Here is a 15710-nt window from a genome sequence, read left to right on the forward strand (position 1 = left end):
CGTGCTGCGGGCCGCGGGCGGTGAGGTCCGCCTGGCGGATGCCGCGGGGGGCGCCACCGCCGACCGGCTGCTGGCCGTGCGGCGGGCCGCGCACCCGGCGCTGGCCGCCCACGGCGAGGTCCTGATCGAGGATGTCTGTGTGCCCCGTTCCCGGATGGCGGAAATGTTCGAACGGATCGCGGAGATCAGCGCCCGCACGGGCGTGCCGATCCCCACGGTCGCCCACGCCGGCGACGGCAACCTGCACCCCAACTTCGTGATCCCCGCCGACCCGGGCCGGCCGGCCGGGGACCCGGTGGTGCCGGAGGCGATCTGGGAGGCGGCCGGAGAACTGTTCCGGGCGGCCCTGAAACTCGGCGGCACCCTCACCGGCGAGCACGGGGTCGGCGTGCTCAAACGCCGCTGGCTGGCGGAGGAAGTCGGCGACACGAGCTTCGACCTGCAGCGCCAGATCAAGTCCGTCTTCGATCCCCTCGGCATCCTCAACCCGGGCACCATGTTCGCCCCGGTATCCTGATCGGCATGACATTTGAGTCGCCCGAGTCCCGCCCAGCCGCTGCCGCCCCGGGTGTGCAACCGGCGGCCCAGCCCGTTCAGCCCGTGTGGTCCGCCCCGGTGCGCCGCACGAGTGGGGGCCTGATCGCCCTGACCAGCGTCGGCCTGGTCGTGGGCGGCACGGCGGTGCTGCTGGTGCTGGTGTACCTGGCCACGTTCCTCGGCCCCGGAGCGCTGCTGATCTGCCTGATCCTCGCCCTCATCCCGTTGACGGCGATCCTGCTGGCCGTGCGCTGGATCGACCGCTGGGAGCCGGAGCCCCGCCCGACGCTCTGGTTCGCCCTGCTCTGGGGCGCGGGCGTCTCGGTGGCGTCGGCCCTGATCTTCGACCTCGGCGTGCAGATCGCCCTGAACCTCTCCGGCGCGTCCCGGTCAGCCTCCGGGTCCGGCGCCGATTTCACCGCCGCCGTCATCCAGGCGCCCATCGTGGAGGAGACCGCGAAGGGATTTGGCATCCTGCTGATCTTCTGGGTGCTCCGCCGCCGGTTCGACGGACCCGTCGACGGCATCGTCTTCGCGGCGACGGTCGCCGCGGGGTTCGCGTTCTCCGAGAACATCCAGTACTTCGGTCTGGCGATGATGGACGGCGGCGCCGCCAACCTGGGCTTCACCTTCCTGGTGCGGGGTGTGCTGTCCCCGTTCGCGCACGTCATGTTCACCGCCTGCACGGGGATTGCGATCGGACTGGCGGCCCGGCGCCGCGGTGCGGCGGCGGCCGGCACGATCCTGCTCGGCCTGCTGGGCGCCATCCTGCTGCACATGCTCTGGAACGGCGCCTTCTACCTGGTGGACAGCGCCTCCTTGGTGACCTACTACCTGCTCGTGCAGGTGCCGCTGTTCCTGGCCGCCGTCGTGGTCGTGATCCTGCTCCGCCGGCAGGAGAAGCGCATCACCGAACGTCGACTCAGCGAGTACGCGGCGGTGGGCTGGTTCAGCGCCGCCGAGGTCTCGATGCTCGCCACCCCCGAAGGGCGGCGGCAGGCCAGGACCTGGGCTTCTCGCCAGCCCCGCGCCCGCAAGCGGGCGATGCAGAGCTTCATCCGGGATGCCACCCGGCTGGCATTCGCCCGGCAACGGATGCTGAACGGCACGGCGGGTCACGTGGACCGCGCCGACGAGGCGGAACTGCTGGGCCTCATCCAGGCGGACCGCGCCGGAGTGATCGCCTGAGCGTCGCACCTGAGCGCGGGGAAGTGAACGGCGTCGGCTGCAGACATGAACTCGCCGCCCGGTGGTGTGGCGATGCCGACGACTCTCCCGGAGCGGCGAGTTACTGACACCATGGTGCGCCTCCCCGTTGCGTTCGCGCAAGGGGGAATTTTCACGGTGCGTCGGACGGGTGAATCCGGTTGGATGGGAACATGACTGATCTCAATTCAAAGCCCGAACTCGACGCACCCGAGGGCCCCGCGCCCACCGAACTGACCATTACCGACATCGTGGTCGGCGAGGGTGCCGAGGCAACCCCCGGCGCCACCGTCGACGTGCACTACCTGGGCGTCGAATACGACACCGGAGACGAATTCGACTCGTCCTGGAACCGCGGCCAGTCGATCAACTTCCCACTCCGGTCGCTGATCGTGGGCTGGCAGCAGGGCATCCCCGGAATGAAGGTGGGCGGACGCCGCGAGCTGGTCGTCCCGCCGCACCTGGCCTACGGTCCCGCCGGCGGAGGCCACCGTCTCTCCGGCCAGACGCTGATCTTCGTGATCGACCTGCTCGGCGTCAGCTAGAACTCGGCGTCAGCTGCAACTCACCGCCGCCCGGAGGGCACGTGCGGGTCACAACCAGTCGCGACCGGTCGCTACGAGTCGTGTTCGACCCGCACGTGCTTGATCCGGGAGCTGTGCCCACGGATGATGGTGACCGCGCTCCGGGAAACGCCGAAGTGCTTGGCGAGCAGCTTGACCAGGGCCTCGTTGGCGGCACCCTCGGCGGCGCGCTGCTGCAGATAGACCGTAAGGGCGGCATCCGTGGGGAGTTTCGTCGCAGTGTCCGGCGCATCCTCGGGGTCGTCGACCGTGACCAGAGGCCCCTTGCGGCTGCCGGGCTTCACATGCACCGTCAGATTCACGGTTCGCGTCACACCGGTCCTCCTGGAATATAGTTCTCATCACAACGCTAGCGGGCGGAGTTGCCGCCATGATCTCAATCGACTGTGCACGCGCACTGGCCGTGGCCGGTCTGCGCTGGCGCCCCGTCTCCGGGGACGCCTTCCGGATCGAACGTGCCGGTTTCGAGAGCGACGTGTTCACGGTCAGTGACATGACCATCGAACCGCACGAATTCGACACCGGCACGATCCTCGGGTTCAACGGCACGACCGAGTGGGCTCTGGACTCCCTCGCCCTCGAGGACGCCCTCTGGCTCCCGCGCGAGGACCAGTTGCGGGCGCTGCTGCGCAACACCTTCCGCTCCCTGCACCGGCTGGAGGAATCGAGCCACCGGGTGCTGGTCGAGATCCACGGCGCGACGGAATCGTTCGACGCCGACGAAGCCGCGGATGCCTACGGCCTCGCACTGCTCCGCCTCATCGGTCTGTCCGCGGATGCCTGAGGCGCCCGCCGAGCCTTCCCTGCCTACCGGGCTTCCCGGCCTACCGGGCCTTCCCGGCCCGACGCGCAGCCCTCGCCGCCTCAGAGTCCCTCGGCGATCACAGCCGTCGCGTCCAGCCAGGCCCGGCGGGTGCGCGGGTCGAGTGCGTCGATGTTCAGCGGTCCACCGCCGATCAGCGCGGGGTCAAACGGCACGTCCAGGACGGCCCGGGTGAGCTTGCCGAAGTGATCGTGCAGCCGCCGGTACAGGGCGTCGTCGACGGTCCCGTCCGGTGACGCCAGGATCGTGACGGCCTGCGCCACCTTCTCGCCGTGGCCTTTCTGGCGCAGACCCTCCAGCAGCGCGGCCGCACCGTAGCCGGTGTCTTCGCGGATCGTCGACACGACGACGAGCTGGTCGGCTTTCTCGACGGCTGCCTCCCAATTGGATGCCCGCATGTTGTTGCCCGTGTCGATCACCAGCACGCGGTAGAACCGGCTGAGGATGGCGTAGAGCCGGCCGAACGCCTCGCCGTCGATGTTCCGGGCGCCGGCCGGGTCCAGGTCGGAGGCCAGCGCGTCGAATTGGGCGTCCCCCTGGGCGTGCACATAGTTGTCCAGGTCGCCCAGGCGGATGGTGCGTCCGTCGTCAAATCGGTCCAGCTCGCGCAGGAGGGTCAGGGCGGTGTTCGTGTGCCCGGCGGTGCGCACCCTCACCCCGAGGTTTCCCATCGACTCGTTGTTGTCCCACGCCAGCGTGTACCCGCCGCGGTACATGCCCAGCGTCGCCGCGATGAGCAGGGTCGCGGTCGTCTTGTTCGCTCCGCCCTTGGGATTGAGCACCACGATCGTTTTCGGCTCCGTGAAGTTGCGTTGGACGGAGGCGATCGTCTCTCGGTGCGCCCGCTCGACGCGGCCCGGGCCGAGAGCGATGAGGCCACCGGTGAGCCGGCTGAGCCTCCCTCGCCAGCCCTGCTGAGCAGGCCCGGCCGTCGTGCGCTGCGGCGGGCTGAGGAACGAGAGGCGAGTGGAGGCATCCGGCCCCTCGTTCTCCCCGGTCCCGCCGGCTGCATCGCCTTCGTGAACGGGGGCTCCGGCACCGGGAAGCGCGGGGACATTCTGGGTCATGATCGGTTTCTTTCCGTCGCTGCTGGCTGGCGTTGCTCGGACTCAGTCGTCGACAACGGCTGATTCCGGACCGGGGAAGATCCGCAACTTCCTTAACCGTATGAGGTTCTTCGCGGTGAGCCAAAGCCACCTGCCGCCGCCGGGGCTAACTCAGGAGATTCTCCCGCTGGCGCCCACTCATCCGCACTGGTCTGCGGCGACGGACGAGCGACCGGCCCGAATCTCCTGAATTAGCCACCCGAGGGTGGGGAAGGGGATTCCGGGCGGCCGGTCGCCGGGCCGCGTTCCGGCATACTTCGCCGGGACTGAGCGTCCTCGGCGGCGCGGACGCAGTAGATGGGAAGCGCGCGGTGTCCTCCACAATCCGGGTTTGATCAAGTTATCCACAGTGTCCACGGGTGCCGGGGCCGTGTCGGTGGGTGCGCGTAGCGTGTTCCTCATGAAGCCGTCATTCATCGCAGAGCGAGAGGCCATGGGCCTCCATTTCGATGCCATCGCCGAGGCCGAACGCGACATCGCCGCGGCCTTCGCCCGGCGGGCGGAACGGGTCGAGGCGGCCCGACGGTTCGGGCAGGCCGTCGCCCACAACGCCGCCCGGGTCCCAAGCGCCCGCTGGGACGCACGTGAGGTGGCCGAGCGGGAGTTCTCGAGCGAGCTGGCCTGCACGATCCGGGTGCCGCAGCGGTCGGCGGAAAACCTGGTCGCGGAGAGCCGGGCCCTGGCCGTTGAGCTGCTCGCGACCCGGGCGGCGCTGGCTGCGGGGGAGATCAGCTATGGCACGTTGCGGTGAAACCCGAGACGACGCCGCCGCCGGAACCCACGACGGTAGCCGAGCCGGAGCCCGCCCCCGAGCACGCACCGTTCTGACGGTCGAGGCCGCCCGGGAGGAGCCGGTCAGGCCAGCCAGGCTGCCGTCATGCCCTGCACGACGGAACCATCGAGGTCGGCGAGCTTGGCAGCCACGAACTGGCGTGCGCCTTCGGACGTCTGCACGCGGAACGCGGGGCGGTCGCCGTCCAGCAGGCCTGCGAGAACCGCACCGGCGCTGTGAGCGGACTGGGCAGCACTGAAGGAGGACGCCGCGCGGGCCAGGTAGGGGGCCAGGGTGTCGGCGTAGGGGTCGTCAACCGGGCCGGACGAGGCGAGGTCTCCACCCACGTTGGCGATGAACGACGACGCCACGGCACCGGGCTCGACGACCGTCACGGAGACCCCGGCCGTGGCAGCCACGGGGGCGAGGCTCTCCATGAAAGCCTTCGACCGCGAACTTGGCGGCGCAGTAGGCCTCGTTGAAGGGCTGGCCGACGACCCCGCCGACGCTCGACACCGAAATCAGGCGCCCGCGGGTTTTACGCAGGTGGGGGAGGGCAGCGCGGGTCACGGCGACGACCCCGAAGAAGTTCGCTTCCATCACGGCTCGCACATCGTCGACGGTCTCGTTCTCGATGGTGCCGACCCGGCCGGAGCCGGCGTTGTTGATGAGCGCGTCGAGCCGGCCGTAGCGTTCCGTCAGGTCGGTCACGACCTGCGTCGCCGAGTCGGGCTCGGTGACGTCCAGACGACGGATGTCGAGGCTCACCCCGCGGTGGCCGCGGCGTCGCGCAGGGCGCGCGCTCCCTCGAGGTTGCGCATCGTGGCCACGACCGTGTGTCCGGCGCGGGCCGCCGCCACGGCTGCATGCAGGCCGATCCCGGAGGATGTACCGGTGATCAGCACAACGCCGGGAACCGCTTGCGTGTTCATCTGGTCAGTACCGGTCGGGTTCCGGGCCGAGATTGAATCGACGACCGCTGACAGTCGTGGGCGTGATCTCCACATAGATGTACTTGAGGGTGGGGACAAGCGGGCGCAGCGGCAACTGGTCCGCGGCCTCGATCTCGGCCTGCGTGTCGAGCACGCGCGCCTGGCCGCGCGCCACGACGCTCCAGGCTTCGTCGCGGCCGATCCCGTCCGTCTCGAAAGCGACCCTGTTGTTCACGGTGAGTTCGAGCAGCTTCGTGCCCTCCGCGGTACGGAAAAGAAGCGTCTTGTCGACCGCGATGAAGTTCACCGGGTAGATGTCCGGCTCACCGGCGATGCTCAGCGCGAGTCGCCCGAAACTCGACGAGATCAGGAGATCCCAGCATTCTTCTTCGGTGAGGTTCCGAACCGGACTCAGGTCGTTGGTTTCCATGCCCAATGGTCCCACGCGGTCGGCTTCTCCGCGAGCTAACGCGCGGGTCGACCAACGGGCGGGACGAAAAACGCGCCGACCACCGGGAACGGCGGTCGGCGCGTAGTCGCTCTTCGTGCAGAGCTGGTGCGTGTCAGCCCTGGCGCCCGGGGCGACGGATGTTGCGTCGGAATACGAACAGCACGACCAGGCCGCCGAGCAGGAGAGCCGAAGCGGTGGAGATCAGGAGCGGTCCGGAGCTGAAGCCGGTGGCGGCCAACTGCGGAGCGGCCTCGACGAGGGGAGCCACCATCGGAGAGGCGGTCGCTGTCGGGGTCGGGGTGGCCGTCGGCGTGGTTGCTGCGGCCCGCACGATCGTGGTCAATTCGGTGTCACAGATGACCGTGCTGCCGCCATTGTTGCCGGATCCGTTGCACTGGGTGACCGTGACCGGAATTTCCGGCACCACGCTGGACAGCGGGTCGACGGTACACAGTACGCGCATGGTGGCGCCGCCGCCATTTCCGGAACTGTTGCACTGGTCGACCGTGGCACCGGTTGTGGGGCCGGTCGGGTCGCAGTCGGTCGTCGGCTCGGTGCCGCCGCCGGTGCCGGATTCGATGCACTGATTCACGGTCGCGGGGGTCGGAGTCGCCGAGCCGGTGATGTTATTCACGATGGTCACGGTGCAGAGCACGTTCCCGCCGCCGACGTTGATCGACCCGTTGCACTGCGCGACGTGCAGGACGAGGTTCGTGTAGGGAGCGACCGTGGCCGGCCCGCAATCGACCTTGGTGTTGGCTTCGTGAACGCATACGACGGTGCTCACCGTGGAACTCGCCACACCGGTAGCCAGGTCCAGGTTGTTCGTCACGGTGACGTTGCATTCCACGGCTCCGGTGCCGGCGCCGACTCCCGGGACGCCGTTGCACTGGTCGATGGTCGTGCCCGTCGGCGCAGCCGAGGCCGGCGCCACCGGAATAGCGGTCAGCGCAAAGCCGGCGAGAACGAGGCCGAGGGCCAGCACTGTGGCTTGGCGCAGGATGGAAGAACATGAATTTTTTACAGCCGGAAGAATAACGATGAAAGGCCCCCTAGTTAAGGTCATTCTAACAGGGGACTCTCAGGCAGCCACGTCCAGGAACGGTCCGCGCCATTCGTTCACGCAACGTTCAGCGTGGTTCGATCACCCCTCTGACCCGGTCAATAAGGTCTTGCCAGGGGCCGCAGACCTGCTGCTCCCCGAGCACCACCTCATGGGGTGCACAGCGGATGCGATAGATATACCGGTCCGGCTGCGGCGCCTCCGTGGCCACGTCGTTCCATGGCAGAGTGTCGAGGAGCGCCATCCATGCTGACGCATCGGGCTGCTCGTCGACCTGAACCTCCCAGGTCCGCCGGATCCCGGCGATACCACCGCTGCGCGAGACGACCACCTTCACAAGACGTCCACCTTCATGGGAGAGATGCTACTCCGGCAGCGCGACCGGATCCCCGGTGCCGCCGGGGATGGTGACGGCGCCGGTGCGGGCGCTCGATACCGAGCCGAGGCCGGCACCGAGTCCCACCGCGGTCCAGGCGGCGATCACGGCATCGTGCTCCGGGGATCCGATGCCGTACCGCTTGAGCGCCGCCCGCGCGGTCGCCCGAGCGAACCCGCGGAAGTCAACGCCCCGCCCGAGCGTGCCGGAGGTGAGCGTGTCGAACCAGATCCGGCCGGCGGCATCCCAGGCGTTGCCGCCGAGAGCGGAAGCGACCAGGAAGAACGCCCGGTTCGGGATACCGGAGTTCAGGTGCACCCCGCCGTTGTCGTCCTCGGTCTCCACGTAGCCGGACATGTTGGCCGGCTGGGGGTCCTTGCCGAGGACATCGTCGTTGTAGGCGGTGCCGGGTGCTTTCATCGAGCGCAGGGCCACACCCTGCACCTGGTCGGTGAACAATCCCTCGCCGATCAGCCAGGACGCCTCGGCGGTCGACTGGCCCCTCGCGTACTGCTCGACCAGGGAACCGAACACGTCTGACACCGACTCGTTGATCGCGCCCGACTGGCCCTGATAGGCGAGGTTGGCGGTGAACTGGGTGACGCCGTGGGCGAGTTCGTGCCCAATCACGGTCAGCGACGCGGTGAACCGGTTGAAGACCTGCCCGTCCCCGTCACCGAAGACCATCCGCTCCCCGTCCCAGAACGCGTTGTCGTACCGGCGGCCGTAGTGCACGGTGGCCTCCAGCGGCAGCCCGCGATCGTCGATGGAGTCACGCTCGAACACCGTCCAGAACAGGGCGTGCGTGCTGCCGAGCCCGTCCCAGGCCTCCTGCACCGCCGGGTCCGCCACCGGCCCCTGCCGCTCGCCGCGCACCAGCCGGCCCGGCAGACGCTCCAGGCCCGCCGCATCCGAGATGGCCCGGTCGATCCGCCCGCGCACCGCGGTTCCGATGCCCGAAGGCTGCACCGATGGATGCACCGACGATCGCACAGACGGATGCGCCCCCGCGCGCAGGTCCCGGATCGGCGCGTCCCGCATCAGCGACTGCCGCGCGGCCTCGGCGGCGGCAGCGAACCGGGGATCGTCCAGGCGGGCCAGCCGCACCAGCAGGTACGGCGGCACGATCGCGCAACGGGTGTGGGCGTGCGGTGATCCGGTCATGGGACGAGTGTGGCACCAGACGGTGACACTGGCCAGCGCATCCGCTGCATCCGCCGCGGAGGGGCCCGAATGGCGAACTCGCGGCGCCGACCGTAACGTGGGGGGCGGGCGGCACCGCGAGCTGCACCATTAATAGCACCGGGCGGCCCGGGCGAGAAGGCGCCGGAGGCCGCCGTCCGTAGACTCTCAGCATGCGCTTCGGAATCGTGATTCTCCCGCAGGACGCCTGGCCGGAGGCCCGCCGCAAGTGGCAGGGCGCGGAGGCGCTCGGCTTCGACCACGCCTGGACCTACGACCATCTCTCCTGGCGGTCCCTCGCCGACCAGCCCTGGCACGCGACCGTCCCTACGCTGACGGCCGCGGCGGTCGTGACCTCCCGCATCCGTCTGGGCACCTTCGTGTCGTCGCCGAACTTCCGGCATCCGGTGACCTTCGCCAAGGAGATCGCGACCCTGGACGACATCGCGGGCGGGCGGTTCCTGCTCGGCATCGGCTCAGGCGGCACGGGCTTCGACGCCGGCGTGCTCGGCCAGCCCGAGCTCACACCCCGGCAACGGCACGAACGGTTCGCCGAATTCGTCACCGGCCTCGACCTGCTGCTGCGCCACGAGGAGCCGGGCAGGGGCGGCCTGAGTTTCAGCGGCGACTGGGCCACGGCGGTGGGTGCACGCATGGTCGGCACCCCGGCGCAGTCGCCGCGGGTGCCCTTCGTCATCGCCGCCAACGGGCCGAAGGGACTGCGCCTGGTCACCACGTTCGGGTCCGGCTGGGTGACGACGGGGGCGGATGGCGCGGTCGGCGAGGACTGGTGGGCTTCGGTGGCAACCCTGTCGGCACGGCTCGACGACACGGCGCTCGCCGCGGGCCGCGACCCGGCCGGCATCGACCGCTACCTGTCCCTGGACAGCGGCGGCGCCTACTCCCTGAGCAGCGCCGGCGCGTTCGAGGATGCCGTGGGTCGCGCCGGCGAGCTCGGGTTCACCGACGTGATCAGTCACTGGCCCCGGCCCGACGGCATCTACGCCGGGTCGGAGGCCGTGCTGGAACGGGTGGCGGCCTCCTTCGCCCGGCACGCTTCGTAGGCCGCTCAGTACGCGGTCGGCCGGCAGCGCCTTTGCCGCCGCCTTTACGGCCGACGCACAGGTGCCTATGGTGGCGGCATGCACGCAGACGACGTTCCCGCACAGCCCCCGCGCTCCCTGCTGACCGACCGCCTCGGCCGGTGGGGACTCCGCAGCGGCCAGATCATCCTCGTGGTGCTGGTGGCCGGCGGGATCGTCTACGCGCTGGTGCAGGTGAAGCTCGTGGTCATCCCGGTGCTCGTGGCGCTGATCCTGGCGTCAGCGCTGGTACCGGTGGTCGGCTGGCTGCGCAGGCGCGGCGTTTCGGCGATGCTCTCCACCTGGATCACTCTGCTGTCGGGCGTGCTCATCCTCGGCGGCATCGTCACGCTCATCGTCTTCGCGGTGCGCAACCAGTGGACCGCACTGTCCCTGGCCGCCAGCGAAGGACTCGACGAGCTGCAGGGGCTGCTGGTCGAGGGCCCGCTGTCCCTGGACGCCGCCCAGTTCGCCGCCGTGCGCGACACCCTGGTCGGCTTCATCACGAGCGCGGAATTCGGTACCGGCGCTCTCGCCGGGGTGTCCGCCGCCGTCGAACTGGTCACCGGATTCCTGCTGATCGTGATCATCCTGTTCTTCTTCCTCAAGGACGGCGGCCTGATCTGGGGCTTCTTCCTGCGTTTCCTCTCCGGGGAACGCCTCGAGCGCGCGCGCCGGGTCGGCGCGGTCGCGCCCGAGGTCCTCGGTCAGTACGTGCGCGGCACCGCGGTCATCGCCCTGTTCGATGCCGTATTGATCGGGGCGGGGCTGGCCATCCTGCAGGTCCCGCTCGCCCTGCCCCTGGCCGTGATCGTGTTCCTGACCGCTTTCATCCCCCTGATCGGGGCGACGATCGCCGGCATCCTCGCCGCGCTGGTGGCCCTCGTCGCCAACGGCCCGATCGTCGCCTTGATCGTCGTGGCGATCGTGGTCGTGGTCAACCAGCTCGAGGGGGACCTGCTCAACCCGGTGGTGATGGCCGGGGCCTTGAAACTGCATCCGCTGGTGATCCTGATCGCCCTCACCGGCGGCACGGTCCTCGGCGGCATCGCCGGGGCCGTGCTCGCGGTGCCGCTGGTGGCCGTCTCCTGGGCGATCTTCAAGGTCTGGGACGGGCCGGACGAGTCGATCACCCGCCGGGAGAAATTCTCCTTCCGGCGCCACCGCCGGCGTGCGGAAGGCGTGAGGTGATGCCGGCGCTCATCTTCGACTGCGACGGCGTGCTCGCCGACACCGAACGCGACGGCCACCTGCCGGCCTTCAACCAGGCCTTCGCGGAGTTCTCGGTTCCCGTGCAGTGGAGCGACCCCGACTACGCGGTGAAGATGAAGATCGGCGGCGGTAAGGAACGGATGCGCAGCATCCTGACCCCGTCGGTCGCCGCCGTGCTCGGGCTGCCGCAGGACGACCCCGCCGCACTCGACTCCACCGTCGCGAGATGGCACCGGCGCAAGACCGCGATCTACACCGAGCGGGTGAACCGCGGCGCACTGCCGGCCCGCCCGGGCATCCGCCGGATCGTCACCCAGGCCGCGGACGCCGGCTGGACCCTTGCCGTGGCGTCCACGTCCGCGGAGGAGTCCGTGCGCACCGTGCTCACCCACGCGGTCGGACCCGAGCTTGCGGCAAAGTTCCGGGTTTTCGCCGGTGACGTCGACGGCGCCAGGAAACCGGCCCCGGACGTCTACCTGCGCGCCCTGCGGGAGCTCGGGATCGGACCCGGCGACGCGCTGGTCGTCGAGGACAGTGCGAACGGTCTGAAGGCCGAGCTCGCCGCCGGGCTGCGCACCGTGATCACGGTCAGCGGCTACGCCGCGGGGGAGGACTTCACCGGGGCGGCCCTCGTGGTGTCCTCGCTCGGCGACCCCGGCGGCCCCACCACCGTCACGATCAGCGACCCGCTGCACCTGGCGCCGGAATTCTTCGTCGACCTTTCCGATTTCGCCGCCATCCTTGAGGCCCCCGAGATTCCCGCCCCCGACGCGACTGCCCCAGACGCCCTGGAGAACCGATGACCCGCACAGCCCTGTCAGACACCGCGTTCGGCGTGCAGAGCATCGCCCGCACGGCCGTCGACAACGAGCGGGAATTCGGGGACCACGACTCCGTGGTCGGCGATGGCGACTTCGGGTTCTCCCTGGCCCGCGGGTTCGAGATCGTGCTCTCCGACTGGGACGGCCTCGACCGTTCCAGCCCGTCGGCGTTCCTGAAAAGGGTGGCGCTGGTCATCTCCGGGCGCATCGGCGGAACCTCCGGTCCGCTCTGGGGCACGGCGTTCCTGCGCGCGGCCGCCGCGGTGTCGGGCAAGGAAGAACTCACGGGGGCCGACGTGGTCGCCATCCTCCGCGCGTCCGCGGAGGGAATCAAGAGCCGCGGCAAGTCCGACCTCGGCGACAAGACCCTCCTCGACGCCCTCGTGCCGGCCACGGATGCCCTCGAGTCCGAGTTGGCCACCGCAAGCGGCCCTGCCGCGGCCCTCGCCCGCATGGCCCGGGTGGCCCGGGCCAGCGCGGACGCCACCAGCCTGCTGCAGGCCCGCCGGGGACGGGCCATTTACACCGGCGAACGCAGCATCGGCTCGCCCGATCCTGGAGCGGTCGCCGTCGCGGTCATCCTGGAGCGGCTCAGCCGGGAATGGGCCTCGCGCGACGACCTCTGACCGGCGACCGACCGAACGCACCAGTCGCCGAACACACCAGCCGTCGGTCGCGACCAGCCGTCGGTCTCGCGGCGCACCTTCGGGCAGCGGGCGCGCGTTAGAACCTGCGCCCGCGGCCACAACCTGCGCCGCGAGCCGCGGCCGCGGTAGACGGCGGGTGGGGTACGGGTGGAGGGTGGGCACATGAACGACGACTCGATGCACGCCTGGCCCGCCACCCGCGAGGCCTTCCGGCAGGCCGCCCGCTGGTTCGTCGACACGTCATCCCTCGTCAACGACTGGGAGCGGCCGGGCCTCGGCGAGTGGACCGTGCGGGACCTCGTCGGGCACACCAGCCGGGCCCTGCTGACCGTGGAGACCTACCTCGGCCAGGCCCCCGCCGCGTCCGGCGCCGCCGCGTCCGGCGCCGCCGCGTCCGGCGCCGCCGTCGCGGTTTTGTCGGCGGTCGACTACTACCCGTTGGCCCTCGCCTCGCTGGGGGATCCGGCGACGGTCGCCCGGCGCGGCCGGGACGCCGGCGCGGCCCTCGGCCCCGACCCGGCCCGGCAGGTGTCGGTGATCGCCGACCGTGTGCTGCAACTCGTCGCCGAAACCGCCGGGGACGCCGTCGTCGCCACCCCGGTCGGCGCCATGCGCCTGGCCGACTACCTGCCCACCCGCATCTTCGAGCTCACCGTGCACACCTGCGACCTCCGGGCGAGCCTGGGGGTGCAGGCGCAGGTTCCGGATGCCGCGGCATCCGTCAGCCTGCACCTGCTGGGGGATCTGGCGCTGCGGAAGGGCCTCGCCGCGGACCTGCTCCTCGCGGCCACCGGGCGGGGGAGCCTGCCGGCCGGTTTCACGGTGCTGTAGCATTCACGGCCGAAGCATTCACGGCCGAAGCATTCACGGCCGAAGCATTCACGGCCGCTGCGCCGGGGCATCCGTGACTCTGCTAAACTCGGTGGGTTGCCGTTTGACGGCCGCGGATCAAGAGAGCCCAGGCATTCGGCCCCGGGCACCGCGCAGTGAGAGAAAGGGGATCCCATCTATGGCACTCGAAGCTAATGCAAAGAAGGCGATCATCGAAAAGTACGCTACCCACCCAGGCGACACCGGGTCCCCCGAAGTTCAGATTGCCATGCTCACGCAGCGCATCCTGGACCTCACGGAGCACCTGAAAGAGCACAAGCACGACCACCACTCACGTCGTGGCCTGCTTCTCATGGTTGGTCAGCGCCGTCGTTTGCTCGGTTACCTGTCGGACATCGACATCACTCGGTACCGCACGCTGATCGGCAGCCTCGGACTTCGCCGCTAAGGCACTTTTCGAAGACAACGCGATCTTCTTGCGAACAGGCCGTCACCTGAGGGTGGCGGCCCGTTCTGCGTACCCGCCGCGTTCGCCCGCCGGGCAGGCCAGGGAATGAGTCCGGGGAATAAGACCGGGCCCGGAAGGGTTTCCCGAAGCGATGACTACTTCCGCCCTGAGCCTCTCCGTGCTCGACCTGATTCCCGTCCGCACCGCCCAGAGCTCGGCCCAGGCGATCGCGGCATCCGTCGCCCTCGCGCAGAGCGCCGACCGGCTCGGTTACACCCGCTACTGGGTGGCGGAGCACCACAATATGCAGGCCGTCGCGTCGACGAACCCGCCGGTGCTGATCGGCATTCTCGCCGCCCGCACGGAGCGCATCCGGGTCGGCTCCGGGGGAGTCATGCTGCCCAACCACTCCCCGCTCGTGATCGCCGAGCAGTTCGGCCTGCTCGAGGCCGCCTTCCCCGGCCGGATCGACCTGGGCCTGGGCCGTGCGCCCGGCAGCGACCCGATGATCACCGCGCTGCTGCGCTCCAGCGGCGCCGTCAGCGAGGTCGACGCCTTCCCCCGCAACATCGACGACATCGCTGCGCTGCTGCAGCCCGGAGGGGCCGCCCTGAGCCTCACCTCCGGCCAGGAGTACGCCCTGCGCGCCACCCCCGCCGCCGACGCGATGCCCGAGATCTGGCTGCTCGGCTCCAGCGACTACTCGGCCCGGCTCGCCGCGAAGCAGGGCATGCCCTACGTCTTCGCCAACCATTTCGCGGGCGACGGCACCACCCAGGCCCTCGACCTCTACCGACGCGGCTTCACTCCGAGCGACACCCTGGCCGCGCCGCGCACCATCCTCACCCTCAACGTGGTGGTCGCCGACACCGCGGCCGAGGCCCGTGCCCTCGCCCTGCCGCAGATGCAGCAGATGGCTCGGCTGCGTTCCGGCCAGCCGCTCGGCCCGCTCGCGACGCTCGAGGAGGCCGCCGCCACGACGATGGCGCCGGCGCAACAGGGCATGATCGAGCGGATGTCCGCCACCTGGATCCTGGACGAGCCGGTGGCCGCCGCCGCGCGCATCCGTGACCTCGCGGCCCGGTTCGGGGTCGACGAGGTCATGCTGCAGCCCATCGCCTCCGCGCACGGGACGGCCGCCCCGGCCACGTCCCCCGCCCGGGAGCGCACGCTGGAGCTCCTCGCCGCCGAGCTCCTCGAGGCCGCGCCCGCGCCCGTCACCGGTCCCTAACACCCTGTCAGCTCGGGGTTTTTTCATAGGAAACGCATAGCGACCCCTGCCAGCGTTGTCACTGTAGACAATCGGAGGGTGGAACAGACCATGGATGCTCGCGAACACGGCAAGCGGCTCAGCCGGATCGTCACGGGAACGATCGGCGTTCTGGCCGTGGTCGCCGCCTCGGCGCTCGGTCTCCACAGCTGGGCGGATGCGCTGGCGACCAGGGCGACCGCCGCGGGACCGACGACGCAGCAGGCCCCGGCCGCGGACACCCAGGGCTCGGATGACGGGGAATGGGGCGACGGGGAAGAAGGGTCGTCCCAGCCCGTGCAGCAGGCACCGCAGCCCCAGCAGAACGTGTCCCCGATCACCCCGGGCAACGGCCGGTCCCCGAACGCGACCACCAACGGGTCCTGAC

21 protein-coding genes and 1 pseudogene are annotated in these 15710 nt (G+C 70.1%); 13 read left to right on the forward strand and 9 right to left on the reverse strand.

Features of this window, described 5'->3' with window-relative positions:
* The 3 genes from E3T42_RS02055 to E3T42_RS02065 form a co-directional block, all read left to right on the forward strand.
* On the forward strand, positions 1–517 hold a 517-nt coding region (locus E3T42_RS02055; RefSeq protein WP_304999641.1), incomplete at its 5' end, for an FAD-binding oxidoreductase.
* A 5-nt stretch (positions 518–522) separates the two neighbouring features.
* Positions 523–1725, forward strand: coding sequence for a PrsW family intramembrane metalloprotease (locus E3T42_RS02060; RefSeq protein WP_134366413.1), 1203 nt, complete (start codon positions 523–525; stop codon positions 1723–1725).
* A 191-nt stretch (positions 1726–1916) separates the two neighbouring features.
* A complete protein-coding gene (locus E3T42_RS02065; protein ID WP_134402377.1) occupies positions 1917–2288 on the forward strand; it encodes an FKBP-type peptidyl-prolyl cis-trans isomerase in 372 nt (123 codons plus the stop codon).
* Between the two features lie 71 nt (positions 2289–2359).
* Here E3T42_RS02065 and E3T42_RS02070 read toward each other — a convergent pair whose 3' ends face one another.
* Positions 2360–2641 (reverse strand): DUF167 domain-containing protein, encoded by a 282-nt coding sequence (locus tag E3T42_RS02070; RefSeq protein WP_241975776.1) that lies wholly within the window; start codon positions 2639–2641, stop codon positions 2360–2362.
* 56 nt (positions 2642–2697) lie between these two features.
* Here E3T42_RS02070 and E3T42_RS02075 point away from each other — a divergent pair, with 56 nt between their 5' ends.
* Positions 2698–3111 carry a hypothetical protein gene (locus E3T42_RS02075; protein WP_134402378.1) on the forward strand — a complete coding sequence of 138 codons (414 nt, stop codon included), beginning with the start codon at positions 2698–2700 and terminating at the stop codon, positions 3109–3111.
* Between the two features lie 80 nt (positions 3112–3191).
* On the opposite strand, the gene E3T42_RS02080 is transcribed toward E3T42_RS02075, so the two are convergent.
* Positions 3192–4217: a cobalamin biosynthesis protein CobQ gene (locus E3T42_RS02080; protein ID WP_134366410.1), complete on the reverse strand. Its 1026-nt coding sequence runs from the start codon at positions 4215–4217 to the stop codon at positions 3192–3194.
* A 439-nt stretch (positions 4218–4656) separates the two neighbouring features.
* On the opposite strand from E3T42_RS02080, the gene E3T42_RS02085 reads away from it, so the two are divergent.
* On the forward strand, positions 4657–5007 hold the full coding sequence (locus E3T42_RS02085) for a hypothetical protein (protein WP_134366409.1): 351 nt from the start codon (positions 4657–4659) through the stop codon (positions 5005–5007).
* Between the two features lie 104 nt (positions 5008–5111).
* On the opposite strand, the gene E3T42_RS17180 is transcribed toward E3T42_RS02085, so the two are convergent.
* The 7 genes and pseudogenes from E3T42_RS17180 to E3T42_RS02110 all read right to left on the reverse strand — a co-directional run bounded on the left by E3T42_RS17180 (position 5112) and on the right by E3T42_RS02110 (position 9014).
* Positions 5112–5465: a hypothetical protein gene (locus E3T42_RS17180; protein ID WP_241975779.1), complete on the reverse strand. Its 354-nt coding sequence runs from the start codon at positions 5463–5465 to the stop codon at positions 5112–5114.
* Positions 5466–5493: 28 nt separating this feature from the next.
* Positions 5494–5796, reverse strand: a pseudogene (locus E3T42_RS17185) (SDR family NAD(P)-dependent oxidoreductase); the annotation flags it as partial.
* Positions 5793–5960, reverse strand: coding sequence for an SDR family NAD(P)-dependent oxidoreductase (locus E3T42_RS17190; RefSeq protein ID WP_241975777.1), 168 nt, complete (start codon positions 5958–5960; stop codon positions 5793–5795). The gene E3T42_RS17190 and the pseudogene E3T42_RS17185, both read right to left, overlap by 4 nt.
* Before the next feature lie 4 nt (positions 5961–5964).
* A complete protein-coding gene (locus E3T42_RS02095; RefSeq protein ID WP_134366408.1) occupies positions 5965–6390 on the reverse strand; it encodes a pyridoxamine 5'-phosphate oxidase family protein in 426 nt (141 codons plus the stop codon).
* 133 nt (positions 6391–6523) lie between these two features.
* Positions 6524–7396 carry a hypothetical protein gene (locus E3T42_RS02100; protein ID WP_134402379.1) on the reverse strand — a complete coding sequence of 291 codons (873 nt, stop codon included), beginning with the start codon at positions 7394–7396 and terminating at the stop codon, positions 6524–6526.
* 145 nt (positions 7397–7541) lie between these two features.
* On the reverse strand, positions 7542–7811 hold the full coding sequence (locus E3T42_RS02105; RefSeq protein ID WP_134366406.1) for a protealysin inhibitor emfourin: 270 nt from the start codon (positions 7809–7811) through the stop codon (positions 7542–7544).
* A gap of 27 nt (positions 7812–7838) precedes the next feature.
* Positions 7839–9014, reverse strand: coding sequence for a M4 family metallopeptidase (locus tag E3T42_RS02110; RefSeq protein WP_134366405.1), 1176 nt, complete (start codon positions 9012–9014; stop codon positions 7839–7841).
* Positions 9015–9205: 191 nt separating this feature from the next.
* Between E3T42_RS02110 and E3T42_RS02115 the strand changes: the two genes are divergently transcribed.
* From E3T42_RS02115 to E3T42_RS02150, 8 genes are all read left to right on the forward strand, one after another.
* A complete protein-coding gene (locus E3T42_RS02115; protein WP_134366404.1) occupies positions 9206–10096 on the forward strand; it encodes an LLM class flavin-dependent oxidoreductase in 891 nt (296 codons plus the stop codon).
* Positions 10097–10174: 78 nt separating this feature from the next.
* On the forward strand, positions 10175–11305 hold the full coding sequence (locus E3T42_RS02120) for an AI-2E family transporter (protein ID WP_134402380.1): 1131 nt from the start codon (positions 10175–10177) through the stop codon (positions 11303–11305).
* Entirely contained in the window at positions 11305–12129 is an 825-nt protein-coding gene (locus E3T42_RS02125) for an HAD-IA family hydrolase (RefSeq protein ID WP_134402381.1), read from the forward strand. The genes E3T42_RS02120 and E3T42_RS02125 overlap by 1 nt, the downstream gene beginning before the upstream one ends.
* On the forward strand, positions 12126–12773 hold the full coding sequence (gene dhaL / locus E3T42_RS02130) for a dihydroxyacetone kinase subunit DhaL (protein ID WP_134366401.1): 648 nt from the start codon (positions 12126–12128) through the stop codon (positions 12771–12773). The genes E3T42_RS02125 and dhaL overlap by 4 nt, the downstream gene beginning before the upstream one ends.
* Positions 12774–12956: 183 nt before the next feature.
* Positions 12957–13625, forward strand: a complete 669-nt coding sequence (locus tag E3T42_RS02135) for a maleylpyruvate isomerase N-terminal domain-containing protein (protein ID WP_241975778.1) — start codon at positions 12957–12959, stop codon at positions 13623–13625.
* A 178-nt stretch (positions 13626–13803) separates the two neighbouring features.
* A complete protein-coding gene (rpsO, locus tag E3T42_RS02140; RefSeq protein ID WP_134366400.1) occupies positions 13804–14073 on the forward strand; it encodes a 30S ribosomal protein S15 in 270 nt (89 codons plus the stop codon).
* 151 nt (positions 14074–14224) lie between these two features.
* On the forward strand, positions 14225–15304 hold the full coding sequence (locus E3T42_RS02145) for an LLM class flavin-dependent oxidoreductase (RefSeq protein ID WP_134366399.1): 1080 nt from the start codon (positions 14225–14227) through the stop codon (positions 15302–15304).
* A gap of 78 nt (positions 15305–15382) precedes the next feature.
* Positions 15383–15709, forward strand: coding sequence for a hypothetical protein (locus E3T42_RS02150; protein ID WP_134366398.1), 327 nt, complete (start codon positions 15383–15385; stop codon positions 15707–15709).
* The last annotated feature ends 1 nt before the right edge of the window (position 15710 follow it).

This window comes from Cryobacterium sp. TMT4-10 (assembly GCF_004403275.1).
Lineage (GTDB): Bacteria > Actinomycetota > Actinomycetes > Actinomycetales > Microbacteriaceae > Cryobacterium > Cryobacterium shii.